24 protein-coding genes and 1 other annotated feature are annotated in these 26,269 nt (G+C 39.8%); of the genes, 9 read left to right on the top strand and 15 right to left on the bottom strand.

The annotated features are described in order from the left end of the window. Window positions 1-14: 14 nt before the first annotated feature. Window positions 15-238 (bottom strand) — a binding site (T-box leader). Between the two features lie 36 nt (window positions 239-274). From pdxT to pdxK, 3 genes are all read right to left on the bottom strand, one after another. After that, complete coding sequence (pdxT, locus tag DL897_RS12140; RefSeq protein ID WP_113659411.1) at window positions 275-871, bottom strand: pyridoxal 5'-phosphate synthase glutaminase subunit PdxT; 597 nt, start codon at window positions 869-871, stop codon at window positions 275-277. Between the two features lie 11 nt (window positions 872-882). Continuing rightward, window positions 883-1,767 carry a pyridoxal 5'-phosphate synthase lyase subunit PdxS gene (gene pdxS, locus DL897_RS12135; RefSeq protein WP_113659410.1) on the bottom strand — a complete coding sequence of 295 codons (885 nt, stop codon included), beginning with the start codon at window positions 1,765-1,767 and terminating at the stop codon, window positions 883-885. A 217-nt stretch (window positions 1,768-1,984) separates the two neighbouring features. Beyond that, window positions 1,985-2,800, bottom strand: a complete 816-nt coding sequence (pdxK, locus tag DL897_RS12130; protein ID WP_113659409.1) for a pyridoxine/pyridoxal/pyridoxamine kinase — start codon at window positions 2,798-2,800, stop codon at window positions 1,985-1,987. 180 nt (window positions 2,801-2,980) lie between these two features. Here pdxK and pdxR point away from each other — a divergent pair, with 180 nt between their 5' ends. After that, complete coding sequence (pdxR, locus tag DL897_RS12125) at window positions 2,981-4,465, top strand: MocR-like pyridoxine biosynthesis transcription factor PdxR (RefSeq protein ID WP_113659408.1); 1,485 nt, start codon at window positions 2,981-2,983, stop codon at window positions 4,463-4,465. Window positions 4,466-4,561: 96 nt separating this feature from the next. On the opposite strand, the gene DL897_RS12120 is transcribed toward pdxR, so the two are convergent. Then, entirely contained in the window at window positions 4,562-5,800 is a 1,239-nt protein-coding gene (locus tag DL897_RS12120; protein ID WP_168188778.1) for a D-alanyl-D-alanine carboxypeptidase family protein, read from the bottom strand. Window positions 5,801-6,016: 216 nt separating this feature from the next. Between DL897_RS12120 and DL897_RS12115 the strand changes: the two genes are divergently transcribed. The 3 genes from DL897_RS12115 to DL897_RS12105 are packed head-to-tail and all read left to right on the top strand — an operon-like array spanning window position 6,017 to window position 8,436. Further along, window positions 6,017-6,931: an ABC transporter ATP-binding protein gene (locus DL897_RS12115; RefSeq protein WP_113659406.1), complete on the top strand. Its 915-nt coding sequence runs from the start codon at window positions 6,017-6,019 to the stop codon at window positions 6,929-6,931. Further along, the gene (locus DL897_RS12110) at window positions 6,928-7,683 is read left to right on the top strand and encodes an ABC transporter permease (RefSeq protein ID WP_113659405.1); all 756 of its coding nucleotides are present in this window, start codon (window positions 6,928-6,930) and stop codon (window positions 7,681-7,683) included. The genes DL897_RS12115 and DL897_RS12110 overlap by 4 nt, the downstream gene beginning before the upstream one ends. Before the next feature lie 15 nt (window positions 7,684-7,698). Then, window positions 7,699-8,436, top strand: a complete 738-nt coding sequence (locus tag DL897_RS12105) for an ABC transporter permease (RefSeq protein WP_113659404.1) — start codon at window positions 7,699-7,701, stop codon at window positions 8,434-8,436. 13 nt (window positions 8,437-8,449) lie between these two features. Here DL897_RS12105 and DL897_RS12100 read toward each other — a convergent pair whose 3' ends face one another. The 11 genes from DL897_RS12100 to dnaA form a co-directional block, all read right to left on the bottom strand. Continuing rightward, window positions 8,450-9,907, bottom strand: a complete 1,458-nt coding sequence (locus DL897_RS12100; protein ID WP_113659403.1) for a sensor histidine kinase — start codon at window positions 9,905-9,907, stop codon at window positions 8,450-8,452. Between the two features lie 17 nt (window positions 9,908-9,924). Next, window positions 9,925-10,638 carry a response regulator transcription factor gene (locus DL897_RS12095; protein WP_206186523.1) on the bottom strand — a complete coding sequence of 238 codons (714 nt, stop codon included), beginning with the start codon at window positions 10,636-10,638 and terminating at the stop codon, window positions 9,925-9,927. A 361-nt stretch (window positions 10,639-10,999) separates the two neighbouring features. Next, a complete protein-coding gene (locus DL897_RS12090) occupies window positions 11,000-12,235 on the bottom strand; it encodes a D-alanyl-D-alanine carboxypeptidase family protein (RefSeq protein ID WP_113659402.1) in 1,236 nt (411 codons plus the stop codon). 173 nt (window positions 12,236-12,408) lie between these two features. Continuing rightward, entirely contained in the window at window positions 12,409-13,866 is a 1,458-nt protein-coding gene (guaB, locus tag DL897_RS12085) for an IMP dehydrogenase (protein ID WP_113659456.1), read from the bottom strand. A 221-nt stretch (window positions 13,867-14,087) separates the two neighbouring features. Then, window positions 14,088-16,535: a DNA gyrase subunit A gene (gene gyrA / locus DL897_RS12080; protein WP_206186522.1), complete on the bottom strand. Its 2,448-nt coding sequence runs from the start codon at window positions 16,533-16,535 to the stop codon at window positions 14,088-14,090. A gap of 53 nt (window positions 16,536-16,588) precedes the next feature. Next, window positions 16,589-18,508 carry a DNA topoisomerase (ATP-hydrolyzing) subunit B gene (gyrB, locus tag DL897_RS12075; protein WP_113659400.1) on the bottom strand — a complete coding sequence of 640 codons (1,920 nt, stop codon included), beginning with the start codon at window positions 18,506-18,508 and terminating at the stop codon, window positions 16,589-16,591. Window positions 18,509-18,559: 51 nt separating this feature from the next. Then, window positions 18,560-18,817 (bottom strand): extracellular matrix regulator RemB, encoded by a 258-nt coding sequence (remB, locus tag DL897_RS12070; protein WP_113659399.1) that lies wholly within the window; start codon window positions 18,815-18,817, stop codon window positions 18,560-18,562. A 4-nt stretch (window positions 18,818-18,821) separates the two neighbouring features. Continuing rightward, window positions 18,822-19,934 (bottom strand): DNA replication/repair protein RecF, encoded by a 1,113-nt coding sequence (gene recF, locus DL897_RS12065; RefSeq protein WP_338067095.1) that lies wholly within the window; start codon window positions 19,932-19,934, stop codon window positions 18,822-18,824. 18 nt (window positions 19,935-19,952) lie between these two features. Next, complete coding sequence (yaaA, locus tag DL897_RS12060; RefSeq protein ID WP_113659397.1) at window positions 19,953-20,168, bottom strand: S4 domain-containing protein YaaA; 216 nt, start codon at window positions 20,166-20,168, stop codon at window positions 19,953-19,955. Window positions 20,169-20,188: 20 nt separating this feature from the next. Next, entirely contained in the window at window positions 20,189-21,322 is a 1,134-nt protein-coding gene (dnaN, locus tag DL897_RS12055) for a DNA polymerase III subunit beta (RefSeq protein ID WP_113659455.1), read from the bottom strand. Between the two features lie 286 nt (window positions 21,323-21,608). Next, window positions 21,609-22,934: a chromosomal replication initiator protein DnaA gene (gene dnaA, locus DL897_RS12050; protein ID WP_113659396.1), complete on the bottom strand. Its 1,326-nt coding sequence runs from the start codon at window positions 22,932-22,934 to the stop codon at window positions 21,609-21,611. An 862-nt stretch (window positions 22,935-23,796) separates the two neighbouring features. Here dnaA and rpmH point away from each other — a divergent pair. The 5 genes from rpmH (at window position 23,797) to jag (ending at window position 26,243) form a co-directional block, all read left to right on the top strand. Beyond that, window positions 23,797-23,931, top strand: a complete 135-nt coding sequence (gene rpmH / locus DL897_RS12045; protein ID WP_093227528.1) for a 50S ribosomal protein L34 — start codon at window positions 23,797-23,799, stop codon at window positions 23,929-23,931. Window positions 23,932-24,067: 136 nt separating this feature from the next. Further along, window positions 24,068-24,430, top strand: coding sequence for a ribonuclease P protein component (gene rnpA / locus DL897_RS12040; RefSeq protein ID WP_113659395.1), 363 nt, complete (start codon window positions 24,068-24,070; stop codon window positions 24,428-24,430). Window positions 24,431-24,524: 94 nt separating this feature from the next. Beyond that, window positions 24,525-24,770, top strand: coding sequence for a membrane protein insertion efficiency factor YidD (yidD, locus tag DL897_RS12035; RefSeq protein ID WP_113659394.1), 246 nt, complete (start codon window positions 24,525-24,527; stop codon window positions 24,768-24,770). 34 nt (window positions 24,771-24,804) lie between these two features. Beyond that, window positions 24,805-25,584 (top strand): YidC/Oxa1 family membrane protein insertase, encoded by a 780-nt coding sequence (locus DL897_RS12030; RefSeq protein WP_240627412.1) that lies wholly within the window; start codon window positions 24,805-24,807, stop codon window positions 25,582-25,584. Beyond that, window positions 25,581-26,243 (top strand): RNA-binding cell elongation regulator Jag/EloR, encoded by a 663-nt coding sequence (jag, locus tag DL897_RS12025; protein ID WP_113659393.1) that lies wholly within the window; start codon window positions 25,581-25,583, stop codon window positions 26,241-26,243. Before DL897_RS12030 ends, jag begins: the two co-directional genes overlap by 4 nt. The last annotated feature ends 26 nt before the right edge of the window (window positions 26,244-26,269 follow it).

Raw genomic sequence — 26,269 nt, 5'->3', positions numbered from 1 at the left:
AGAACCTTCCTCCACAAAGGGACGGAAGGTTCCGCGGTGCCACCCTCATTGACCAGCATTCTATAACTGATCCTCTTCTTTGCGAAATAACGGTTCGCTACCGATTACGCTTCAAGCCATTCGCTTTTTCACGTATCGCTCTGAGGTGGATTCACCACTTGCTTGGAGCGATTTGCACCCACCATCGCCTCTCTGAAAACCAAAGTCAAATGGTTACTAGCCTCTTCTTCACGTTCATTTATCATTAATTTATTAAATAATGATTTATTCTTTATTATACTCTAACTCTACTAGGTTTAGCCATAGATTCTTGTACCATTTTTACAAAATATTGATGAACGCGCACATCATCTGTCAACTCGGGGTGAAATGCCGAAGCTAATAGGGGGCCTTGGCGAGCCATCACTACTTTACCATCAACTTCAGCTAGTATATCAACAGAGGGGGATACAGATGCGATATACGGTGCTCGAATAAAGACAGCAGGGAAATCTTCAGCTACCTCTTTGATTACTAAATTAGCTTCAAAACTAGCAATTTGACGACCAAAAGCATTTCGCTTTACATGGACATCCATCAATCCTAAATGCGATTCTGTTTGCCCTTCAATCTCTTTGGCTAACAGGATCATACCAGCACACGTACCAAATAGAGGCTTTCCTTGCTCATGCATTTGGTAGAGAGACTCGATTAAATCATATTTTTTGAGCAATTTCCCCATAGTAGTTGATTCTCCACCTGGTAAAATCAATCCATCTAAGTCTTCCAATTGCTCTGCTCTTTTTACTGTAATAGCTTCTACACCCAGTTTTTGGAGAAGATGTAAATGCTCCTGTACAGCCCCTTGTAAAGCCAATACACCTATTTTCATTCTTCTCCTCCTTACCAACCGCGCTCTTGCATCCGTTCATTTGGGCTGATTTGGGAGATTTCGATCCCGGTCATAGCGTTCCCTAGATTTTTCGACAGCTCTGCAATTAAGGCAAAATCTTCATAATGAGTGGTTGCTTCTACAATCGCACGTGCAAATTTCTCAGGGTTTTCCGATTTAAAAATGCCAGACCCAACAAATACACCATCTGCACCTAAATGCATCATCAATGCTGCATCAGCGGGAGTAGCGATACCACCAGCAGCAAAGTTTACTACAGGGAGCTTGCCTGTCTCATGAATTTGCAGAAGTAATTCATAAGGAGCACCTAATTCTTTGGCTTCAGTCATTAGCTCATCGCGAGACATATTTTGCACTTTACGAATCTGGCTTTGCATCGTTCGCATATGACGTACCGCTTCGACTACATTTCCAGTTCCTGGTTCCCCTTTGGTCCGAATCATCGAAGCACCTTCTCCAATCCGGCGTAAAGCCTCACCTAAATTACGTGCTCCGCAAACAAAAGGAACAGTAAACTGCGATTTATCAATATGAAACACTTCATCAGCTGGGGTTAACACTTCACTCTCATCAATATAGTCAACTCCAAGTGTTTCCAATAAGCGTGCTTCTACAAAGTGACCAATCCGCGCTTTTGCCATCACAGGAATCGATACTGCATTCATCACTTCTTCGACAATACGTGGATCTGCCATACGAGCTACACCGCCTGCAGCACGGATATCAGCTGGAACACGTTCTAACGCCATCACTGCAACTGCTCCTGCTGCTTCAGCAATTTTCGCCTGTTCTGCGTTAACAACATCCATGATAACGCCACCTTTTTGCATCTCAGCCATTCCACGTTTCACACGATCTGTACCTACTCTTTTCATGATATCCCCTCCGGTTTCCACAGTTTTGTCAGTGATGTCAAAAATGCCTTTCTATCATTACCTACTTCTAGTTCATCGACATGACTACAATTTTGTAGTATAACTAGATACGTATATGTTTTTATAAAGGTTGTTCTATGTGTTTGAGGTGTCCCTCGTCCCCGCTATTGAGGAGCACCTCATTTTTCAGTCTTAGTACAAGCTATTTTATGTTGTTCTATTCTTTATCCCCATATAGACGATAGGCAGCATGAAGTGTCGGACCACAATGTTGATTTAGTGGGAATGAATGGCGAATAGCCGCAGTAATAAATGCTTTCGCCGTATAAACAGCCTCTTTGACCGATTTCCCTTTTGCTAACTCTGCCGTAATTGCCGCTGCGTAAGTACAGCCAGCTCCATGGGTATAAGTGGTCTCGATCCGATCCGACTCAAGCAGCTCAAATGATTCCCCATCATATAGCAAATCAACCGCTTTTTCATGTTCGAGACGGCCACCACCTTTGATCAGAACGTATTTCGCACCTAAATCATAAATACGTGCTGCAGCTTCTTTCATATCATCAACGGTTTTAATCGCACCAAATTGGCTTAAATGCCCCGCTTCATATAAGTTTGGTACAGCAATCGTCGCTTTAGGTATCAATACTTCTCTTAAACTGATCAGTGTCTCTGGACTTAATACTTCTTCAGTTCCTTTACAGACCAACACAGGATCAATAACAATCCGATCTGCTTGATATTTTTCTAGGGCTTCGCCAACGAGCTCAATCAGCTCAGGAGTTCCTAGCATCCCTGTTTTTAACGCGTCTACACCTACTGCTTCAAAAATCGTTTTTAATTGGGCACGAACAGTGTCTAAATCCACAGGAAACACCTGATGATCCCAATTTTCTGGACTCATGGCTACGATAGTAGTAATGGCTGTCATCCCATATACGCCACGTTCTTGAAACGTTTTTAAGTCAGCTTGAAGTCCAGCACCACCGCTACTATCTGATCCAGCAATTGTTAATGCTTTATAAATCGCCATCGAGTTTCCCTCCTCTTTTATCAAAAATACCAGTGCTTAGTAATTCATATTGTTTATGTGCTAAATGGGATTGGATTGGGATTAGAAAAAACTAGTTGCTTTTATTGTTTTTCAGTTTGATTCTATATACACTTAAATGTAACAGTCAATAACATTATGTAACACTCAGGAGCGGATTATATGAAAATTGAGATAAATCGTAGCTCGCATGTACCCTTAGCACAACAAATTTACCAATCCTTTACAGATCGAATCTTATCTGGCTATTTTCCAAGTGGTACTCGCCTACCTTCAGTAAGACAGTTGGCTAAAACACTTCAAGTAAGTCCTGTAACAGTAATGCAAGCATTAGACTTGTTGGAAAAACAACAACTTATTGAGCGAATTCAAGGAAAAGGGATATTCGTAGCCGTTAAAAATAATGTGGAAACTGAAGAACCAGAAGAAGAGAGAGAGGATGGAAGCCTTTTTCTACAAATTCCAGACTACCTACATCGAACACAGCAAATGTACTACAATCAAGTACTAGCACAAATTAACTTTTCAAGCCCCATCGTACATCCTGATTTACTTCCGACAGAAATATTAGCTCAAAGTATTAGTCAGCTTGTCCAAAAGGAACCTGAAATCCTCGCTCAGTACGGAGAGATCCAAGGTGATATAGAACTTAGGCAAGCCTTAGCCCATTATCTCATGAATGAGGGAATCAAAGTTTCTCCTCAAGATATCCTTGTTACAAACGGTTCCCAGCAAGGCATTGATCTAGTGGCTCGCTGTTTTCTAGGGCCTGGTGACATTGTTTTTACAGAAGAACCTACGTATACCGCCGCTATTGATATTTTCCGTAGTCGTGGCGCAACAGTTATCGCTGTTCCGGTGGATCAAGAAGGTATGCGGATCGACAAGCTTACGGCTTTACTTGACACTTACACACCTAAACTTATTTATACCATGCCTACCTTTCAAAATCCTACAGGCTATGTGATGAATCAGAAGAGAAGAAGGGAGCTCATTGACCTCACGCGCCATATCAACTGTTTGATTTTAGAGGATGATCCTTGGAGTGAAATCTTTTTTGATCAGTCTCCTCCTCTTCATCTAAAGGCGATGGATCGCTATGGAAATGTGATCTATCTTAAAGGTTTAAGTAAGATTCTTTCCCCAGGTTGTAGAATTGGCTTTATGGTCGCTTCAGACATGATTCTAAATCGACTTATCGCTGCGAAAACAAATGCAGATATGGGAAATCCACTTCTTAATCAAAAAGTTATTTTACCGATCTTCCAAAGCCAGTGGATTAGACGATTATTAAAAGAGCTTCGTGAGTCTCTTAAACAGAAAAGAAACCTTACTTTACAGTTACTGAAAGAGTATGCTCCTCCTGGTATGTCTTGGCTGACTCCCAAAGGAGGGTTCAATATCTGGATTACCCTTCCTAAAGGTGCCAATACCATCGAGCTACTAAGTATGTGTAAACAAAAGAATATCAGCTTTTTACCCGGTTCAGCTTGCTTCCCCAGTGATATCGAGTGGAATCACCTCCGCCTTAGTTTCTCAAATGTGGATGAAGAAGAAATAACTTTGGGTATTAAAGAAATGTGCATGGTAATTGGAAAATATTTAAGCTCACTGGATCGACAAAAAGGGCAAACGCCTTTATTTTAGCAAACGAGCGCTTTGTTATTCCTCCTCTATGAATAACAGAGCGCTCCAAATCTAGATATTCTGGTGCTCTAATGAAATAGTGAAATATATTCCCCTCTAAAAAATAGCGGTAAATTTCGCCGTGATATCACGAAATAATTGCTTAAACCAGCTTAACTTTTCAACCTCTTCGGCTACAACTAAATCTGTTTTGTTCCCTACTTTTTTCCCAGCGTAAATCACCTCTATTTTTCCAATCACTGCCCCCTTTTTCTTAGGGGCTTCTATTTTTTTGGGTAAGCTTACTTGATACGTATATTTACTTTCTTCTCCCTTGCGAATAGGCAGAATAATATCTTTCTTGGTCACTACCGAAACCGATTCTTTCACTCCATCTTCTACTGGAACCGATGGATAGTTAGGCAGAGATTTACGACCTTTGATTAGTGTTTTTATTTGATAATTGGTAAAACCATAGTCGAGAAGTTTGGCGGTCTCTTGAAAGCTTAAATCAGCAGTAGGTGCTCCCATTACTACGGTAATCAAGCGCATTCCATTTCTCTTGGCGGTTCCAGTAAAGCAAAACATTGCTTGATCTGTATAGCCAGTTTTTATCCCATCAACTCCTTGATAATAGTTTCGAAGCCCTATAAGCATGCGGTTGGTACTATTACTTTGAAGCTCACGTGGGGTGCCTTTTCGAAATATATAACGTGGTAATGAAGTGATCTTTAGTACTTCAGGATGCTCTTTAATTAAATATCTGGCTAAAAGAGCTGAGTCATAAGCAGACATCACATGATTTCCAGAAGTTTTAGGCGGGTATTTATAGTCTGATTTTTCGAGTCCCGTTGTAGCATAAAAGTGAGTATGCTTCATCCCTATTTTTTTCGCTTTTTGGTTCATTTGAGCAACAAATCGTTCTTCACTACCCGCTACTTTTTCAGCTAGCGCAACGGTTGCATCATTTGCTGAGCGTACAGCCATCCCAATAAATAGCTCTCTTACCGTCTCTTCTTCCCCTGCCAACAAATACATCTGCGATTCATCAACCGATTCAACTCGTGAACTCATCTTCACTTTATCAGTCCATTTTAATTTTCCTGATTGAATCGCATCAAGAACAAGGAGCTCACTCATCATTTTAGTCATACTTGCTGGCGGTAAAGACTGATCTGCATTTTTCGATATGAGTACTTTTCCTGTTGTTGCGTCCATGAGAACAAAAGACTTTGCTTGCAATTGAGGAAGGAAGCTCTCTTTTTCTTCTGCCCTGATCGACGAAGGAATTACCCATATTAGGAGTAGCGAGAATAAACAACTTGTCATCCATTTCATTTTTATTCGAAGGTACATGAAGATTTTTCTCCTCGGTGATAGAATATATTCCCTTATCTTCATTCATTTTATAACAGAATAAAAGTATAGTATCATTCCAATTTTGTAATACCCCTTGTTTTTTTGGATTAAAACCTGTACACATTCATTTTTGCTTAAGATTAACCTCTATTTAACCTTTGGTTTCCTTCTACTTAACCTGAGCATTATTTAATGAATATCGAGGTGATCAACATGGCAGAAATGATTATACAGACCCTTCAGTTGACAAGAAAATATGGAGATCGCATCTCTGTTAATCGCTTAAATATGCAGGTAAAAGAAGGTGAGATCTATGGTTTTTTAGGACCCAATGGAGCAGGAAAAACAACAACCATTCGGATGTTACTGAATCTCATAAAGCCCACTTCAGGGGAAGTTCGTATTTTTAATAAAGAATTAAAACAGAATCGCTTAGAAATTCTACGACAAATTGGCTCTTTAGTTGAATCACCATCTTATTATGGACATCTTACTGGCTATGAAAATTTAGAGGTTATTCGTCGATTATTAGAAGCTCCTGTTAATCGTATCCATCAAGTACTCGATATTGTTCGCTTAACTGAATCAGCTAATCGCTTGGTAAAAGAATATTCCTTGGGAATGAAACAAAGATTGGGAATCGCCGCTGCATTGCTAGGAATGCCCAAATTACTGATTCTCGACGAACCCACTAATGGTTTAGATCCAGCAGGTATCCAAGAGATACGTGAGCTTATCAAAAACCTACCTAAGGAATATGGTATGACTATCCTTGTCTCTAGCCATCTATTAAGCGAAATTGATCAAATGGCTACACAAGTAGGAATCATCCATAAAGGAAAGATGATTTTCCAAAATTCGATCGAAACTCTACGAGAGCAAAGTGGTGCTCGACTTAAAATCGTCATCGATTCTCCTCAGTATGCTGTTCAGTTCCTTCATAAACAAGGGATTTCAGCGAAAGTGGAAGACGAAGCGATTTGGCTTCCACAAACTAATCACGATCAGGCGGCAGATATTAATATCTCTCTAATACAAGCAGGATTTCGTGTATCGCGGTTAGAAGAAGTGAAACTTTCTTTGGAGGATATCTTCCTAGAGCTAACTGGGAAGGGGGAAAGCTTATGATTGGAAAACTATTAACTTCAGATCAACTGAAAATGAAACGAACTTCCTTATGGCTGGTGACGATACTCGTTCCCTTTGTCACTGTCTTACTGAAGCTAGCAGAATCGCTTATCCGTTACGATTACTATGTAAAAGAAGTGAATAAAACGGGAGACTGGTGGACCACCCATCTTAATATCTTAATCGGAATTATGGTATTCGCTGTTCCTGTTGGGATTACCATTACATGCTCCGTAATCGCCAATACCGAACATCAGTCAAAAGGGTGGAAACATACGCTAGCCCTTCCTTTGTCACGCACAGGAGTTTATGTTAGTAAATTTACTTGGGCAGTGATCTGTTCGTTGATTTCAGCATTACTTCTAACCGTTGGACTCGCTCTATTTGGACTCTGTTTGGGTGCAAAAGACCCGATTCCTTGGATCATCCTTTTCAAAAATAGTTTTGGTCCTTATATTTCCTCCCTACCGATTATAGCCTTTCAACTATGGTTATCGATGGTCATCCGTAACCAAGCTTTCTCCATTACGATCGGTACCGTATCAGCTATGGTAGGACTATTCCTAAACTTCGGTGATTTTACGCGCTGGCTGCCTTGGGCTTATCCACTCCAATCCTTCGCTTTTATCATGTCGGAAAAGGGGATGGTTCCCAATCCAGATTTACTTCTGATGAATCTACTTGGTTTAGGAATTGGGATTGTTCTGTTATTCATTGGGGCCAAAGACTTTGCGCGTCGTGACATTTATTAAAGGGAGGGTTTGGTTATGATAAAACTATTTGCAGTCGAATGGATCAAAATCCGTCGTTTAAAAATATGGATTTTGATGCTAATCGGTCCCCTACTTGGTATCTTATTTGGTATAAGCAATTATTTTGGCAATTATGAGGTTTTTATGGGCCCAGGTGATAATGGTTGGATTGAAGCATGGACGCAGTTACAAATTTTTTATGGCCCTTTAATCTTGCCTATCTTAACAGGAATCTACTCTGCACTCATTTGTCGTAGTGAACATATCGGTGGAGGGTGGAAGCAGTTGCTTGCTCTACCTATAAAACGATCTCAGGTTTATTTGAGCAAACTAACACTCGTTTTCGTCTTACTCGCTTTTACCCAGCTGCTTATGGTCGTGCTTTATATCCCAGCCGGTTTAATCACAGGAATTCCTGGGGAACTTCCCTGGTTGGATTTACTCAAGTTCGCCATGTTGGGTTGCATAGCCTCTCTACCTCTTGCCACCATTCAGATGATCGTTTCCACTCATTGGCGTAGTTTTGGTGTTCCGCTCGCGATCAATATTGGGTTCGCGATCCCTGCCTTTATTTTATCTTACACGAAGTACGGACAGTATTATCCTTGGGCATTACCCAATCTAGCCATGTCTCCAGCTGACGAAGCGCCCATTCAATCTTATCCCGTTTTCTATGGTATCGTTATTTCTGTATTTATCATCGCTCTTTTCATCGGACTTCGTGTTTTTACCAAAAAAGATATGCATTCATAAATCAAAGCACCTGTCAATCAGCAGGTGCTTTTGTATTCTCATAAGGAAAGTTCATCGTAATTTTTGTTCCGTGACTCGGTTGACTAACCAAATCCATCTTACCTTGGTGAGCTTGGATTAACTGATAGGCAATGGCCATTCCCAGACCAGTCCCACTATAATTTCTGCCACTATCTGTTCCTCGATAATAACGATCAAACAAACGGGATTGCGTCTCCTCATCCATTCCTTTCCCATGATCACGGATCACTACTTGATAGGATTGCTTCTTCTCTTGCACCATCACTTCAATCAGTGTTCCTGGTGGATTATGAATCACCGCATTGCCAATTAAGTTGTCCATCGCTCGTTTAAACCATTTCGGATCGACATCGGCATATAACTCTTCCGGACTGGAAGAAAACCGGAATTCATACTTTTCAGCCCTTGGAGAATTGGCCATATCTAGTACGGATTCTTGTACTAAATTAGCAATATCCACTCGCTGCTTATGTAAAGGAAGAGCATGATTTTTTAAACGAAATGTTAAATTGAAATCTTGAATTAAATCTTCCATATACCTGATCCGTTCTTGTAAAATGTCTGTTATTTCACTCACCTCGTGTTCACTTAACGGGTAATGTTTGGAACTCAACACATCCACATATCCCTTAATTGTTGATAATGGTGTTTTTAGATCATGAGAAACCCCAGTCATCCACTCTTCTCGGGTTTTCTCTAATTGTTTTCGGTCTTCTTCATTCTGTTTTAAAGTACGAGTCAATTTGTGCAGTGCTTCGATCACTTCTCTATAAATTCGATAAGAACGTTTCATAATGCCAAATCGATTTTGACTAATCGGTCTCCCTCGACGATCGAGCGGCTCATCATACGAGCCAGCGGAAAGTGTTTGTAGCCAAGTTAAAATTGATAAAAGCGGACTCCCCAGAAATTTCCCGATGAGAAAAGCTAGAATCAGAGTAATGACAAGCCAACCAGCAAACATCGAACTTGCAAATTGAGCTTGTACATTCATCGGGACCGTTTCTTTATTCGCGTGATGTCGATCTTTTCCTAAGATCCAAGTTAAGTTTCTCCCATTTATCTTTCCATACCAAGTCGAGATCAGAAAGCCTGTCCGTTCAGGAAATTGGTAATAAGAAACTAATTGCCCTGGGATATAATGTTGAGGAAGATGATCAGGCCGTCGATACTGATAAATTTCATTGCCATTCTCATCTAATACTTGGAGCCAACCTTTATGTCGCTGGATAAAATGGAGGACTTCTGGTTTGATCGATACTTGCTCATCTTTCCATACTGTACTTTCTGCAATCTTTTCCAAGTAGTCTTGGGTTAAAAGATTTTCGGGATAATTTCGCTTCAAAACATATTCATAAATCCATGGTGGACCAATCATTCCCCATAGAAACAGTGACACAAATAGGAGTAACAATATAAGTAAAAAATAAAAGGTAAATCGCCGCTTCATTGCATCATATTTCCCTTCTACTTGGGTAAAACCATTTTGTACCCTAAACCTCTTACGGTCACGAGATATTCAGGATGACTAGGATCTCGTTCGATCTTTTCTCGAAGTCTCCTGATATGAACTTTGACAGTATTATGCCCCCCATAATACTCCATTTCTTCCCATACCTGACGGTACAGTTGTTTCCAGCTGAAAATTCGATTTGGATGTTTACACATATAGACAAGCAACTGAAATTCTTTGGCTGGGCACTCGATCTGTTCACCTTCCACCCATAGTTGTCCATACGCTTCATTTACTCGAAAGCGACCAAAGTCGAATGTGACACTTTCAATCTGTGGCTGTTCGAACATATATTGCTCCCGGCGTAATTGAGCTCGAATTCTTGCGACCACTTCCAAAGGATTAAATGGTTTAGTAATATAATCATCTCCACCAAATTGAAATCCGGCTAAAATATCTAAGTCGGTAGTTTTTGCTGTCAAAAATAAAATAGGTACACGTGTCCACTGACGCAATTCTTTACATAGAGATAGTCCATCCGTATCAGGTAGCATGATATCGAGTATGATCAAATGAGGCATCCAACTTTGGCATAATTGGCTAGCTTCTCGGCCACTTTTGGCTGTCTTGATCTGGTTAAATTGCTCTTTTTTCAAAACAAATTCCAGCAAGTTTAAAATATGTTGATCATCATCAACAAGTAAAATCTTACTGTCTTCTATCAGCATCATACCTGCTCCTTTGCTTTCCAATTCTATCCAATGAAAAAAACCTAACTCTTGTACATCATCACCAAGAGATAGGTTCTATAACTATTTATTATATAAATTAAGGTTGTAGTATTAATCAACCACTCATCGTTTTTGAACTCCCACTCAATCAATCATAAGTCGTTCCTACACAAAAACGATTCGCTACTTCGTCTAGGAATGAATTTGGTTTTGACTCGAATGATACCATATATCCTATATACTCTTCGCTTTTTATACGATTTAACGTAATCTACTTATTTGTTTTAGTTGAAGACTGTGTACTATTTATCTATTTATCTATTGATCGTAATAGCTTTACCATTCGTTTTTATATGAATTAGCTAAACCAGCCTGAGATAGTATCACCGATCTCACGGAAGAATAAGCGAATGGAGCTTGCCTCTTCTACATCGGTTTGAGCAACTAACTTAAATGGTTCTAATCCTTTTACTTCCTGACCATTGTACAAGACTTTGATCTTTCCTAAAGTCTGACCTTTTTTGATCGGAGCTTGGACATGGTCTTTGGTAACTTGGAAGGTATATTTACTTTCTTCCCCTTTATGTATAGGAAATTGGAGATCCTTTTCTAAGACCATGGGGACTGTGCGCTCTACACCATTAGGGATTGTTAAATTTTCTGATTTAGCGATCGATTCGCCTGCTTTTTTCAGCGGTTTTACTTGGTAGTTATCAAAAGCGTATGTTAATAGTTTTTTGGTTGCTTTAAATCGACCACTCTTTGATGATTTCATCACTACTGTGATTAAGCGCATATTCCCTTTTTTAGCCGTTCCCACAAAACAAGCTCCTGCTTCATCTGTAAATCCTGTTTTGAGTCCATCCACTTCATCTACATAGTATTTATTTTTTGGCGATAGCATATCATTCGTGTTTTCTAATTTTTGCTTTGTTTCCCCTACATGGATGGTTACTTTGGCTTGCTTGGTGATATCTAATATTTCGCCATGTTGTTTCATTAATTCGCGAGCTAAAATAGCTGTATCGTGTGCAGACATTCGATTATCCACACCGTTTTTAGGGGCAAATTCTTTATAAGAAGCCTTATCTAAACCACTCGCAGTGAAAAATTTCGTTTGATGCATCTTCAACTGTTTCGCCTTTTGATTCATCATATCGGCAAATTGATCTTCGGTTTGTCCTATGTGTTCTGCCAAGGCTACAGCAGCAGAATTGGAAGATTTAACCATCATTGCTGTAACTAAGTCACGAACCGTTTCCTGAGTTCCTGTCTTAAATGGAACCGGTTCTCCTGTGAGTGCTCCCGGTCGTTTGCCAATCTTCACTTGGTCTTCCCATTTCAGCTTTCCAGCCTTTATTTCGTCCAAAACAAGAAAAGCTGTCATCAATTTCGTCATACTGGCAGGTGGACGTTTTGTTTCTGATTTTTCCTCAGCCAAAATGGTTCCTGTTTCATAATCCATCATAAAATAAGCTTTGGCTTCGAGGTTTGAAAGAGATGAGTTTGTTTGAGCAAAACCTTGGACAGGCATACCCAAAGTCAAAGCCACAAACAGTAGAATTCCTAAACCAAATCCCCATCGATGCTTCATCAGTAACTCCTCCCTTCCATCCAAAATCAATCCGTTCTTTACCGACTCATTCAAGTTTACAATATCCGCTAACAAAAGAAAAGAAGAAGCAGGAGGAGTTTCCTACTTCTTCACATTTATCCTTAATTATCTTCTGAGTCATTTTGATTATAATAACTCATTGATTTTATATTTTAGCCATGATAATTGGGGGCTTCTTTCGTAATTTGGATATCATGTGGATGACTTTCACGTAAGGAAGCATTCGTAATACGAATAAAGCGCGTGTTTTCTTTGAGCTCCTCAATCGTTTTTACACCACAATAACCCATACCCGCTCTGATCCCGCCAATCAATTGGTAAACCGTATCTGCCAGAGGCCCCTTATAAGGAACGCGCCCTTCAATCCCCTCTGGAACTAACTTTTGCTGATTTTCTTGGAAGTAACGATCCGTACTACCTTGCTGCATGGCTCCCATCGAACCCATTCCCCGATATACTTTAAAACGGCGACCTTGGAAAATCTCTTGTTCTCCAGGTGCTTCTTCAGTTCCAGCCAGCAAGCTACCTAACATCACAGCATCCGCTCCCGCTGCAAGAGCTTTAACAATATCACCTGAATATCGGATTCCCCCATCCGCAATGATAGGAACCCCATATTTTTTAGCTACAGTAGCACAGTCATAAATAGCAGTAATTTGAGGAACTCCAATCCCTGCTACAACCCTTGTCGTACAGATTGAACCAGGTCCCATTCCCACTTTCACGACATTGGCTCCCGCTTCGATTAAATCTTTTGTTGCTTCACCGGTCGCTACATTTCCAGCAACAATCACTAAATCAGGGTATTGTTTACGAATCACAGAGACGGTTTCTGATACATTTTTATGGTGACCATGAGCAGTATCGACAACAATAAGGTCTACTTCCGCTTCCACGAGTGCTGCTACACGACGCATCGTATCTTTGGCCACACCAACAGCAGCCCCAACGAGTAGACGTCCTTGTTCATCTTTAGCGGCACTTGGGAACTGCTCTGCTTTCTCAATATCTTTAATGGTAATCAAGCCTTTTAATACACCTTGTTCATCAATAAGCGGTAACTTTTCAATTTTATAACGTTGTAATATGATCTCAGCTTCTTCTAAAGTTGTTCCGACAGGTGCTGTAACCAAATTCTCTTTGGTCATAACCTCAGCGATCTTGGTTGAATAGTCACGAATAAAGCGTAGGTCACGATTAGTAATAATACCGACTAATCGAATGTTTTCATCAACGATAGGAACTCCGGAAATACGATACTTAGCCATTAACTCTTCAGCATCATGCACTTTATTCTCTGGATGCAAATAAAAAGGATTGGTAATCACTCCACTTTCAGAACGCTTTACACGATCTACTTCTTCAGCCTGCTCTTCCACTTTCATATTTTTGTGGATAATACCAATCCCTCCTTGACGTGCGAGGGCGATGGCCAAGGAAGATTCAGTCACCGTATCCATTCCAGCACTAATCAAAGGGATATTTAAACGAACTGAGTTTGCTAAACGTGTACCTAAGTTAGCATCTTTAGGTAAAATTTCCGACTTAGCTGGAATTAATAATACATCATCAAAAGTTAATCCTTCTTTTGTAAACTTTTGTTCCCACATCATTTCCTGCTCCCCTTTATTGATGTCCAAGATTTTTTGCTAGTGTAGCAAAGCTACGATGTACAGTCAATGAAGAATAAATAGATTAGAATCATCTGAAAAAGGATGTGTATAGACTGTGGATAACCTGTGGATAATTGTGGATAACTTTTTGGAAAGATGATAAAAAGCGAACATTACCATTATCATCGGCAATGTTCGCTAAAATCATCCCTCATGATTTATTCTTTTTCTTCTTCAACTTCTTCATCTGTAATTTGTACGCGAGCGACGGTCGCTACTTCTTCATTTCCATCTACCGCAATCAGTTTGACACCTTGAGCATACCGTCCCATGACTGAAATATCGGCTACGTTAATCCGGATGACTGTTCCAGATTGGGTAATGATCATCAGGTCTTCTTCAGCTGAAACTACTTTATGACCGATTACTTGCCCTTTTTTCTCAGTAATGCTTAATGTTTTGATCCCTTTTCCACCCCGTGATTGTACACGATACTCCGAAAGTGGCGTTCTTTTTCCATAACCTTTTTTGGTTACGATTAATACATCTCTTCCTGGAATCGCAATATCCATATCAATCACATAATCTTCATCCGTGAGGGTGATTCCTTTCACTCCTGTCGCAGATCGTCCCATCTCTCTTACATCTGCTTCATGGAAGCGAATCGACATTCCTGTACTTGTTCCAATAATGATTTCTTGATCTCCATCTGTCATACGAACGCTAACCAATTCATCTTCTTCGCGTAAGTTAATCGCAAATAGTCCGTTACGACGGATATTTTCAAATTCCGATAATGCTGTTTTCTTCACAATCCCATGCATGGTACAGAAGATCAGATAGTTTTCATCATTAAATTCTTTGACAGGAATAATGGCATGAATATATTCACCTTGATCAATTTGAATCAAATTAATAATAGGGGTGCCCCGAGCCGTTCTACCTAATTCTGGCACCTCATAGGCTTTTAATCGATAAACTTTCCCTTTATTTGAGAAGAATAGCAAGTAGTTATGTGAATGGGTAACGAAGAGATTTTGCACAAAATCATCATCTTTAGTCCCCATTCCGGTAACACCTTTGCCACCTCTTTTTTGAGCACGATAGTTAGACAGAGGCATCCGTTTAATATAGCCTCGGTGACTCATAATAATCGCGACTTCTTCCTCCGGAATTAGGTCTTCATCTTCAATGCTTTCTACGTCGATCTTAATACGTGTACGGCGCTCATCTCCGTATTTCTCTTTGATCTCGATAATTTCTTGCTTCACAACCCCACGGATTTTTGCTTCGTCTGCTAATATCGCTTTTAACTCAGCAATCGTCTGTTGGAGCTCGGCATATTCTTTCTCGATCTTGTCACGTTCTAAGCCAGTTAGGCGTTGCAGACGCATATCAAGGATGGCTTGGGCTTGTTTTTCACTTAAACCAAAATGTTCCATCAAAGCTGTACGGGCTGTTGATGTATCCTTCGATGAACGGATTAGGTTAATTACTTCATCGATATGATCAAGGGCAATCCTTAAGCCCTCTAAAATATGAGCACGTTCTTCTGCTCTATTTAGGTCAAATTGAGTCCGGCGGCGAATGACTTCTACTTGGTGCTCAAGGTAATGATACAAAGCCTGTTTTATATTAAGCACTTGAGGTTTTCCGTTGACCAAAGCTAACATATTAATCCCAAAGCCTGTTTGCAACTGGGTGTGTTTGTACAAGTTATTTAAGATGATACGTGGATTGACATCACGACGCAATTCGATGACCACACGCATTCCATTTCGGTCAGACTCATCACGTAGGTCAGTGATTCCATCCACTTTCTTATCCCGTGCCAATTCTGCAATCTTTTCAACTAACTTGGCCTTATTCACTTGATACGGAAGTTCTTCTACCACAATACGCATCTTACCATTACCCGCTTCTTCAATTCGGGTTTTGGCACGAATCTGAATACTACCTCTTCCAGTTCGGAATGCTTTACGGATGCCATCTAAACCAAGAATGATTCCCCCTGTTGGGAAGTCAGGGCCTTTGATTAATTTCATTAATTCATCGATAGTCGCTTCAGGATGATCAATCAAATACAGAATTCCATTAATGACTTCATTGAGATTATGTGGTGGGATATTGGTAGCCATTCCTACTGCAATTCCAGCAGACCCATTTACAAGTAAATTAGGAAAGCGTGCAGGAAGGAACTGTGGTTCTTGTTTTTGCCCATCATAGTTAGGCATAAAGTCGATCGTATCTTTGTGAATATCCCGAAGAAGCTCTAACGTGATTGAAGCCATGCGCGCCTCTGTATAACGCATGGCTGCCGGGGCATCCCCGTCCACCGATCCAAAATTCCCATGACCATCAATTAACATGTAACGGAATGAAAAATCTTGAGCCATTCTTACCATGGCATCATATACGGCAGTGTCACTATGAGGATGGTACTGCGCTAGTACGTTCCCGACTACGTGTGCGGATTTTTTATAAGGCTTATCAGGTGTCATTCCCTGTTCATGTAGGGAATATAATATACGGCGGTGAACCGGTTTTAGCCCGTCACGGACATCAGGTAAAGCCCGGCTCACTATTACACTCATCGCATAATCCAAAAAGGAAGTCTTCATCTCTTCGCTAATATTGACTGATTGAATACGTTCTGATTCTGCCAAATCATTCAACTCCCCATTCATTTACCAACCAAGACCATGGTTCTAAACAAGTATTACACATCCAAGTTAGCTTGATTGGCAAACTCTTGAATAAAGTCACGGCGTGGTTCAACTCGATCTCCCATCAGCATTTCGAACACCTGATCCGCATCGATTGCGTCTTCCAAGGACACTTTAAGTAAAGTGCGACTTTCCGGATCCATGGTTGTTTCCCAAAGCTGATTAGCATTCATTTCTCCCAAACCTTTGTATCTTTGAATATCAATTTTTCCTTTTCCGCTTTGCTCCATCTCTCGCAAAAGTTCTTCTTTTGCTCTGTCATTGTAAGCATAACGAATGGTTTTTCCTTGTTGTAGTTTATAAAGCGGAGGCTGGGCGATATAGACATAACCATCTTCGATAAGTGGGCGCATATAACGATAGAAAAACGTCAGCAATAGCGTACGAATATGTGCACCATCCACATCAGCATCGGTCATGATAATAATTTTGTGATAGCGAGCTTTTTCTAGATTAAAATCTTCACCAATGCCTGTTCCTAAGGCTGTGATAATCGTACGAATTTCGTCATTAGACAATGCTTTATCCAAACGTGCCTTTTCCACATTTAGAATTTTCCCTTTAAGTGGTAATATCGCTTGGAACATTCTGTCACGCCCTTGTTTTGCGGTACCTCCTGCCGAATCTCCCTCAACGATAAATAATTCACTAATTTCCGCATTACGAGAGGTGCAATCAGCCAATTTTCCTGGTAAGGAGCTTACTTCAAGCGCATTTTTTCTCCGTGTTAGTTCACGTGCCTTACGTGCTGCTTCTCTAGCTCGAGCAGCCATTACTGATTTTCCAATGACTTTTTTTGCGATCGCCGGATTTTCTTCTAGAAAAGTTTGTAATCCTTCTGAGAACAATTGTTCTGTCGCTGTACGTGCTTCGCTATTACCTAGTTTGGTTTTGGTTTGCCCCTCAAATTGTGGATTCGGAATCTTTACGCTGATAATAGCCGTTAACCCTTCACGAACATCATCTCCGGTTAGATTGCTATCACTTTCTTTTAACAAGTTGTTACGACGAGCATAATCATTGATTACACGTGTCAATGCTGACTTAAATCCCGACTCATGAGTTCCCCCTTCATGGGTATGAATGTTGTTGGCGTAAGAGTAAATATGGGATGAATAGGAATTATTATATTGCATAGCAATTTCCACATAGATTTGCTCTTTAACCCCTTCGATCGAAATAGGAGGCTCATGTAGCACTTCTCGTTTACTGTTTAAATGTTCAACAAAAGAACGAATACCACCATCAAATTGAAAAACCTCCGAACGAGGTTTTTCATCACGATGATCCTCTAAAATAATCTTTACACCGCGGTTTAAAAAAGCTAATTCTCTGATCCGATTTTGCAGGATACCATAGTCATAGACTGTTGTTTCTGTAAAGATTTCTGGATCTGGTTTAAAAGTAGTTTTTGTTCCTGTTTCGTCTGAATATCCGATCACTTCAAGGTCAGTTTCTGGAACTCCACGACGATACCGTTGACGATGAATCTTTCCTTCACGTTTTACTTCAACCTCTACCCATTCTGATAAAGCATTGACTACAGATACACCTACACCGTGTAGACCACCAGAAAACTTGTACCCCTCATTATCGAATTTTCCACCTGCATGTAGGACAGTCATAACAACTTCAACAGCCGGTCGTCCCATTTTTGGATGGATTCCTACAGGAATCCCGCTTCCATTATCTGTTACTGTAATACTATTATCAGGGTTAATAATTACTGAAATTGTATCACAACGTCCAGCTAAAGCCTCATCAATGCTATTATCCACAACTTCCCAAACTAAATGATGAAGCCCTCGGCTCGATGTAGAACCGATATACATCCCTGGTCTTTTTCTTACAGCCTCTAAACCTTCAAGCACCTGAATCTGTGTTTCATCATAGTTGGTTTTTTGTACGGTCAACCTCAGTCACCTGCTCTCTTAATCCATTTCAAAATCCAGTTCTTGTAGAGATCATAATTTCTGATGATTTTGGCTCTGCTCTGCTCTTTTCATCAGAGTCAGCGAGGAAATCGGAGAGCCATACACTTTTTGCTTGGTTATGACAAATGATTTAATTTCGTCCGCTGAAATTTGTTCAACTTGCCCTTCTTTTTTGGCAAGCTCGATAAATGAACAAGATGGATCCGAAGCTTTATTGGTATTTACATCAATAATTGCAACCACCTCGCTAATGCGAATCATACGATTTCCACCTAGGTGAATAAACACCTTCTCACCCCAGTTCGGTTATAATACCTTGCCTTACTTGATAAATTCGTGCTTGCTTGAGTAGAGCTGGGTCAATTCCTTCAAGATTGGTTGTTGTTACAAATGTTTGTACCCGACCACGAATAGCAGTCAATAAATGTGTCTTGCGTGAATCATCTAACTCAGATAAGACATCATCTAATAAAAGAGTGGGATAAACACCCATTTCTTGATAGATTAACTCAATCTCTGCTAGTTTTAACGACAAAGCAGCCGTACGCTGTTGGCCTTGGGACCCAAACGCATGTAAATTAAGCTGATTCGCCTTTAAGCTAAAGTCATCTCGTTGTGGTCCTACTAAAGTACTGCCCCGTTGAATTTCTTTTCCTCTTATTTTTGATAATTCCTGCGCAAATGTTTCTTGTAACTCTGTCTGGGTCATTTCCCCATGAATTTGGATAGATGGAACATATTCTATCATAAGTTCCTCTTGATTTTGAGTTATGGTCTCGTGAATTTTCCTCGCCCATTTGGTTAATAAAGCTAAAAAGCGAAACCGCTTCTCCCAAATCGGAACAGCTAAGGAAATAAATTGCTCATCTAGCACATCGAGTAAAGCAGATTGAATTTGCCGACTCTTTCCTAGCTCTTTTAAAAGATGGTTTCGTTGTGTGATCAATTTCGTTAGCTGTGTTAAATGGTGGACATACGTTCGGTTTACCTGCCCAATTTCCATATCCAGAAAACGCCGACGTACTTGTGGACTTCCTTTGACTAAGGCTAAATCCTCTGGTGCAAACAATACAGTGGGGAGAGAGCCGATATACTGGCTTAGTCGAGGCTGCTCAATACCATTACGAATCACTTTTTTCCCTTTTTCAAATAACTGCACTTCCAAACGTTCATTTTGGTTATTTTTTTTTACTTTTGCTTTTAAGTTTGCTCGTGTCTTACCAAATTGAATTAAATCCCGTGATGAGCGAGATCGATGGGATTTACCAAGAGCCAGTACATAAAGGGATTCGAGAATATTTGTTTTTCCTTGGGCATTGGGACCAACAAACAGATGGAGTTCTTCGGGGCACTGAAGTTCAAGAGCAGTGATGTTACGATACTGACGTAGCTCTAAATGCTGCACACGCAAGTAAGTGCCCTCCTACACCTGGATAATATGCATTTTTCCGTGACCTGCAATATCCACAATATCTTGTGGATAAATCTTTCTACCCCGTCTTAGCTCATGCTCACCATTCACTTTTACTTCAGTCATATCGAGAAAAATCCTTGCTTGTCCCCCACTATCGATCAAATCTATTTTTTTTAATAACTGGCCCAGTGTAATATACGGACCATCTATTTTTACTTTTTTCATTTTCGACTTCCTTCCTCGGTTTAGCGGGTCCGGATAGGCACGATTAAGTGAAGGGAATCGTCTCGATCTGCTGGTTGGATGATAAATGGCGTCATCACACCTGTAAATTGAATGCGAAGTGATTCACTGTCAATCGATCGTAAGGCTTCAATCATGTACCGAGCGTTAAATGAAATACTTAGATCCGGACCCGTTACTTTAGCTACCACTTCTTCTGTAACACTTCCAATATCTTGCGCAGTAGATGTAACTTGAACCTTCCCGTCATTTATAGTCCATTTTATCACATTATCTCGACCTTCTCTGGTAATAAGTGAAGCTCTCTCAACAGATTGTAACAATTCTTTAGTCGATGTGACTAAGTTGGTTTCTCCATTTTTCGGGATTACACGATTGGTATCTGGATAAACTCCTTCAAGTAAACGGGAGTAAAACTCAAGATGATTATTTTTGATCAAAATTTGATTGTCTGCCACAATCATATCAACATAACCTGAACTATCAGCTAAAGTTTTGGCCAATTCATTCATGCTCTTTCCAGGGATAACAACATTTCTTAAAACCAAGTCTTCTGAGCCTTCCACTTCAACTTGACGACGAGATAAACGGTGACTATCTGTTGCTACACAAGTAAGTACACCTGAGTCCAATTGCCATTGTACACCAGTAAGGATTCCTCGGGCTTCATTGGTAGCTACAGCAAATACGGTCTGTCGAATGATTGATTTTAAAAGATCAGCAGGCATGGTAAAAACTTGTTCACGTGGAAGCTTAGGAAGTCTTGGATATTCTTCAGGATTGAGCCCATTTAGTTGAAATTCTGCTTGTTCAGAACGGATAATTGTCTGAAAGCGATCATTTACCATCCATTCCACTTTATCACCAGGTAACTTACGTACAATATCGCCGAAAATCTTCCCTGGTAAAACAATATCCCCTGTTTTTTCTACAGTTACTTGTTCTTTATCCTCTACTTTTCTGGGTACGCGCACAGAGATGGTAATGTCTGAATTACTTCCTGTTAAGGTAAGACCTTCTTCATCTACAGATACTTTAATTCCCGTTAAGATGGGTATGGTTGTTTTACTAGATACAGCTTTTGATACTTGTGAAACAGCTTCAACAAGCGCTGATTTAGCAATTGTAAGTTTCATTTGGATAGATGCGGAATGAATAGTAGACAGTTCCATGAAAATCCTCCTTAAGCTAAATCTATCCCCAATTTTTTGTGGATAAGTGAAGCGATAAAAAAACAAATGAAAAAGTGAAAAATGAGTGCTCTTTTTTATTTATATTTAATAATAATAATAGTAATAGTAGTAGTAGGGGCTGTGGATATTGTGGATAAGTGGGTCTATCCCAGATATACCATATGAATTGGCTGTGTAAAACATGTGTATAAGTGAGTACAAGTTATCCACAGTTTACACAATCCCCTGTTTATAAACCACGAGTAATTCTCTTTTTCAATTCTTTCATTACATGTTGCAATTGTGGATCATTTTTCAACATGCGACTAATTTTTTCATGAGCATGAATAACAGTTGTATGATCACGCCCTCCGAAGTCCTCTCCTATTTTTGGAAGGGAGTAATCAGTTAGTTCGCGACATAAATACATGGCGATTTGTCTAGGGAATGCAACTGTTTTGGTTCTCTTTTTACTTTTTAAATCCTCAACACGCAATCGATAGTAATTACATACTTCTTGCTGGATATGCTGAATACCTACTACACGAGGAGCAGAATTAGAGATAATATCTTTTAAAGCTTCTTTGGCTAATTCGGTGCTGATGGACTGGTTCATCAGAGCTGAATAAGCAACCACTCGGATTAGAGCCCCTTCAAGCTCACGAATATTGGTATCTACATGATTTGCTACATATGCTAAGACTTCACTAGGGACATCTAGATTATCAGCAATCGCCTTTTTTCGTAAAATAGCAATCCGTGTTTCTAAATCTGGGGGTTGGACATCTGTGATCAATCCCCATTCAAATCGAGAACGCAGTCGATCTTCCAAGTTATCAATTTCTTTGGGTGGGCGGTCGCTTGAGATAATAATTTGTTTGTTTTCCTCATGTAATGCGTTAAAAGTGTGGAAAAATTCCTCTTGTGTTTGTTCTTTTCCAGCTAAGAATTGAATATCATCAATTAGCAAGACATCCACCGATCGATATTTGTTACGAAAGTGATCTGCTTTATTGTCTCGAATTGCGTTGATAAATTCATTAGTAAATTTTTCAGAAGACAAATAAACAACTCGGCTAGATAACGAGTGATCTTGTACATAGTGACCGATCGCATGCATCAGATGGGTTTTGCCAAGCCCAACACCACCATAGATAAATAGTGGATTATATGCTTTAGCAGGTGCTTCTGCGACAGCTAATGATGCAGCATGAGCAAAGCGATTTCCAGAACCAATGACAAAGGTATCGAAGGTATAACGCGGATTTAACTGAGATTGTGGGGGAGCTATTTCAACTACTTCGGCTTCAGCGGTTTTTTTATTAGCGTTTTCTGGTATGACAAACTTGATTTTGATGTTTGTCCCCGTCATTGCTTGTAGTGTGGAACGAATCATATTGGCATAGCGAGATTCTAGCCAATCGCGGGAAAATTCATTGGGTGTTGTAACAGTTAACGTGTTGTTCTGGAAGTCGGTGGCTTCGGTAGCTTTGAACCAAGTCTCAAAACTAGGCTTGCTAACTTGCTCTTGCAATACCTTCAGTGTCTTGGCCCATAGCTCTTGAACATGTTCCACCCATTCTCCTCCTTTCTCAGCTAGATGATATAAATAATTTATCCACAAGGTTTAATGATGATAATAAAGAGTAAAAATGACTTATTCACATCATCCACACCTTGTCTAAAATATTTTCCACAGGGATGTGAATAAATAATCAAACACTTATCCACAGTTGTGGATAAGTGTTTGTGAACAAGTGAGTTATCCACTGATAAAGCAACAATAGAATATCAAATTATCCCAGTATTTACAATGAGAAATGGAAAGTTATCCACAATCCACAAGGATGTGGATTTTTTTTATCCACACCCCTGAATACTGTGGATAACCAGTGGATAATCTTTGGATAAGATGTGTAAAAAGTTTCCGATGCGCAAAAATTATCCACATGTGGATGGGGATAATTACGATAAGTTATCCACATAAGGAGATGGGGAATCCTCAGGTTATAAACATGTGGATAACTTTAGTCTCTTTATTTTAAGTTGAAGTGCCCCTCTTAATCCGCCACGTACCATTTTTCTAGATTTGTGATTTCCTTTCTGTTGTGTAAAAATCAAACCTTTCGTTTAACCAGAAAAGGAAAATTGGATGTATCAACAGAAAGTACACGTTTTGTATATGTTTATGAAAAGGTTAATTACATAAAGGATTTTCGAAAGCAGGTTGAAAATTTATCCACATGCTTATCCCTTAGAGCATAAGGGTTTCTTGACATTTTTACTTTAAACTCGGTATAATGTTATAGATTGTCGTCGGGTATTGATGAACGCATGATATAGAAGGGAGGTTACCTGGGGCGCAGTCGGATCTTTATCCGATCCGGTTCACCTTAGCTTACATGCATGAGAAAGCTAAGGATCACCAGGTGAATAATATGAAACGTACTTATCAACCTAGTAAACGTAAACGTAAAAATGTACACGGTTTTCGCGCTCGCATGAGCACGAAAAATGGCCGCAAAGTATTACGTAACCGTAGAAGAAAAGGAAGAAAAGTTTTATCTGCTTAAGGTGACCAGGCCACTTACTCTGTGGCCTTTTTTCCTATGTATGAAAGTAAGATAGAAAGGTGATTTGGTTTAATCTGTTTATTTTTTCCCTATAATTGAGAGAAATAGACAGAGGTTCATAGGAAGGAGTATACCTTTGCAGCGCGTATATCGTCTGAAAAGGCGAAATGATTTTCGTCGAGTATTTCGTGCAGGGAGATCCGTTGCGAATCGGCAGTTTGTTGTATATGTTGCGAAACGGTCAGAAAGCGGACCTGCTCGGCTAGGTATATCCGTAAGTCGCAAGGTAGGTAACGCAGTCGTACGGAATCGGGTTAAGCGGCTAATTAAGGAAGTTTCTAGACATTGGATGGAACATATCAAGTCACAGGCGGATATTGTAGTGATTGCCCGAAATCCTGTTGCGAATATGTCGTATGATCAAGTAAAATCTAGTTTACGGCATGTTTTTCGCCGCGCACGATTATTTGTAAGTGAACCCCCTCAAGATAAAAAATAAGCAAGTTGCATCATTTCATAAAAGAGAAACCGATTAGATCCGACAGAGTATTGAAATGATGTAGCATCTGCTAAAGGTCAAATGGGGTGGGAATATGAAACAACTCGCTTTAGCACTTATTCGATTTTATCGTAAATTTATTTCTCCGTTTAAACCGCCTGTTTGTCGTTTTTATCCAACATGTTCAACATATGGTTTAATCGCAATTGAACGCCATGGTTTTTGGCGAGGTGGTTGGTATACATTGAAGAGGATTTTAAAGTGCCATCCATTTCATCCAGGTGGAATTGATCTAGTTCCTGAAAAGAAGGAGAAACAAAAAACAAAAGTAAACGGTTAATATAGATAATCTTATATTAAAGGAGGCGTTATTATTGCAAAAGCGGCGGCGTAATAAAATTGCTCTCATTTTTCTGCTTGTTATGGCGGTTGTGATGGTAGCAGGATGTTCTCCAAATATGTCCCATATTACAGAGAAAGATCGCGTAAATGGCGGTTTTTGGGATAAATTTTTGGTTATACCAATGTCAGATTTATTGGACTGGTTTGAAGGGGTACTCGGTAACTATGGGTTATCGATTTTGGTCGTCACCCTAATTGTTCGATTTATTATTGCGCCACTATATTGGAAGCAAATAAAAAGCATGGAAGCACTTAAAAAGCTCCAACCTAAAATGAAAAAGTTACAAGATAAATATAAAAACAATCCACAGCAAATGCAGCAAGAAATGTTGAAGTTATATCAAACGCATGGATATAATCCTGCTTCAGGCTGTTTGCCAATGATTATTCAATTCCCTATCTTAATCGCCTTTTACCAAGCGATTGTACGGAATCCTCATATTGCAGACTCCAATTTCTTATGGTTACAGTTAGGTAAACCGGATCCTTATTTGATATTACCGCTACTTGCAGCGGCAACAACCTATATCCAATTTATTGTGTCACAAGCAGGAGTAGATAATCCGCAACAAGCACAAATGAATAAGATTATGATGTGGGTATTCCCTGTGATGATCGCTATCTTGGCATATCAATTTGCTTCAGCTTTATCTTTATACTGGGTATATGGTAATGCAATCTATATCTTACAATATTTATTGATCTTTAATCCGTTAAAGCGTAAATTAGTTCAGGAGGGCGCTACCCGTTGAATAAAGTAGTTGTACAAGCCAAAACCATTGAATTGGCGGTTGCATCTGCTTTAGAACAATTAAACACAACGCGTGATAAAGTAACGATTGATGTCTTGGAGCAACCAAGCAAGGGTTTTTTTGGTTTATTTGGTACTCGTGATGCAAAGGTAGAAGTGAAGTGTTTAGTTGATCCTGTTGAGGAAGCAATTATATTTGTGGAACAAGTAGTTAAGCAATTGGGATTTGATGTCAAGGTAACGATAAAAGATCAAGGTGGGCGAAAAAAACCCGTTGTACTAGGGCTTGAAGGATCCGATTTAGCCCCTCTTATCGGTAAACAAGGATCAAGAATTGCTTCACTTCAGTTTTTGAGCGAATTAGTAGCTAATCGTCATGTGGAGAAATTTCGGGATAAACGCCGTTTTATTCTCGATGTGGATGGATACCGTGAGCGTAGGGTAAAATCGCTGGAATTGCTAGCCCATCGCGTAGCTGACCGTGTACTTCAAACTCATCAATCGGCGTCTTTAGAACCCATGCCAGCTATGGATCGTAAAATTATTCATCAAACTTTACAAGGGATGAAGAGAATCACTACTCGTAGTGAAGGTGTAGAACCATTTCGTTATGTGGTAGTGAATGTTAAGTTAGGGTTGCAAAGTAAAAGGGATAGTTAAGTAATAGAAGGGTTTTTCTTAAAGCA

Source organism: Thermoflavimicrobium daqui (genome assembly GCF_003313465.1).
Taxonomy (GTDB): domain Bacteria; phylum Bacillota; class Bacilli; order Thermoactinomycetales; family Thermoactinomycetaceae; genus Thermoflavimicrobium; species Thermoflavimicrobium daqui.
Note: the sequence above shows the minus strand (reverse complement) of the source record. Positions and strands in the feature narration are given on the sequence as shown.

Excerpts from the sequence above, each read along its gene's own strand:
- guaB (WP_113659456.1), bottom strand. The coding sequence starts at position 13,866 with ATGTGGGAACAAAAGTTTACAAAAGAAGGATTAACTTTTGATGATGTA.
- pdxS (WP_113659410.1), bottom strand. The coding sequence starts at position 1,767 with ATGAAAAGAGTAGGTACAGATCGTGTGAAACGTGGAATGGCTGAGATG.
- pdxK (WP_113659409.1), bottom strand. The coding sequence starts at position 2,800 with ATGGCGATTTATAAAGCATTAACAATTGCTGGATCAGATAGTAGCGGT.
- dnaN (WP_113659455.1), bottom strand. The coding sequence starts at position 21,322 with ATGAAACTTACAATTGCTAAATCAGCGCTTGTTGAAGCTGTTTCACAA.
- DL897_RS12090 (WP_113659402.1), bottom strand. The coding sequence starts at position 12,235 with ATGAAGCATCGATGGGGATTTGGTTTAGGAATTCTACTGTTTGTGGCT.
- DL897_RS12100 (WP_113659403.1), bottom strand. The coding sequence starts at position 9,907 with ATGAAGCGGCGATTTACCTTTTATTTTTTACTTATATTGTTACTCCTA.
- DL897_RS12095 (WP_206186523.1), bottom strand. The coding sequence starts at position 10,638 with ATGCTGATAGAAGACAGTAAGATTTTACTTGTTGATGATGATCAACAT.
- yaaA (WP_113659397.1), bottom strand. The coding sequence starts at position 20,168 with ATGAAAAAAGTAAAAATAGATGGTCCGTATATTACACTGGGCCAGTTA.
- DL897_RS12105 (WP_113659404.1), top strand. The coding sequence starts at position 7,699 with ATGATAAAACTATTTGCAGTCGAATGGATCAAAATCCGTCGTTTAAAA.
- yidD (WP_113659394.1), top strand. The coding sequence starts at position 24,525 with ATGAAACAACTCGCTTTAGCACTTATTCGATTTTATCGTAAATTTATT.
- pdxT (WP_113659411.1), bottom strand. The coding sequence starts at position 871 with ATGAAAATAGGTGTATTGGCTTTACAAGGGGCTGTACAGGAGCATTTA.
- DL897_RS12115 (WP_113659406.1), top strand. The coding sequence starts at position 6,017 with ATGGCAGAAATGATTATACAGACCCTTCAGTTGACAAGAAAATATGGA.
- pdxR (WP_113659408.1), top strand. The coding sequence starts at position 2,981 with ATGAAAATTGAGATAAATCGTAGCTCGCATGTACCCTTAGCACAACAA.
- DL897_RS12120 (WP_168188778.1), bottom strand. The coding sequence starts at position 5,800 with ATGTACCTTCGAATAAAAATGAAATGGATGACAAGTTGTTTATTCTCG.
- DL897_RS12110 (WP_113659405.1), top strand. The coding sequence starts at position 6,928 with ATGATTGGAAAACTATTAACTTCAGATCAACTGAAAATGAAACGAACT.
- rpmH (WP_093227528.1), top strand. The coding sequence starts at position 23,797 with ATGAAACGTACTTATCAACCTAGTAAACGTAAACGTAAAAATGTACAC.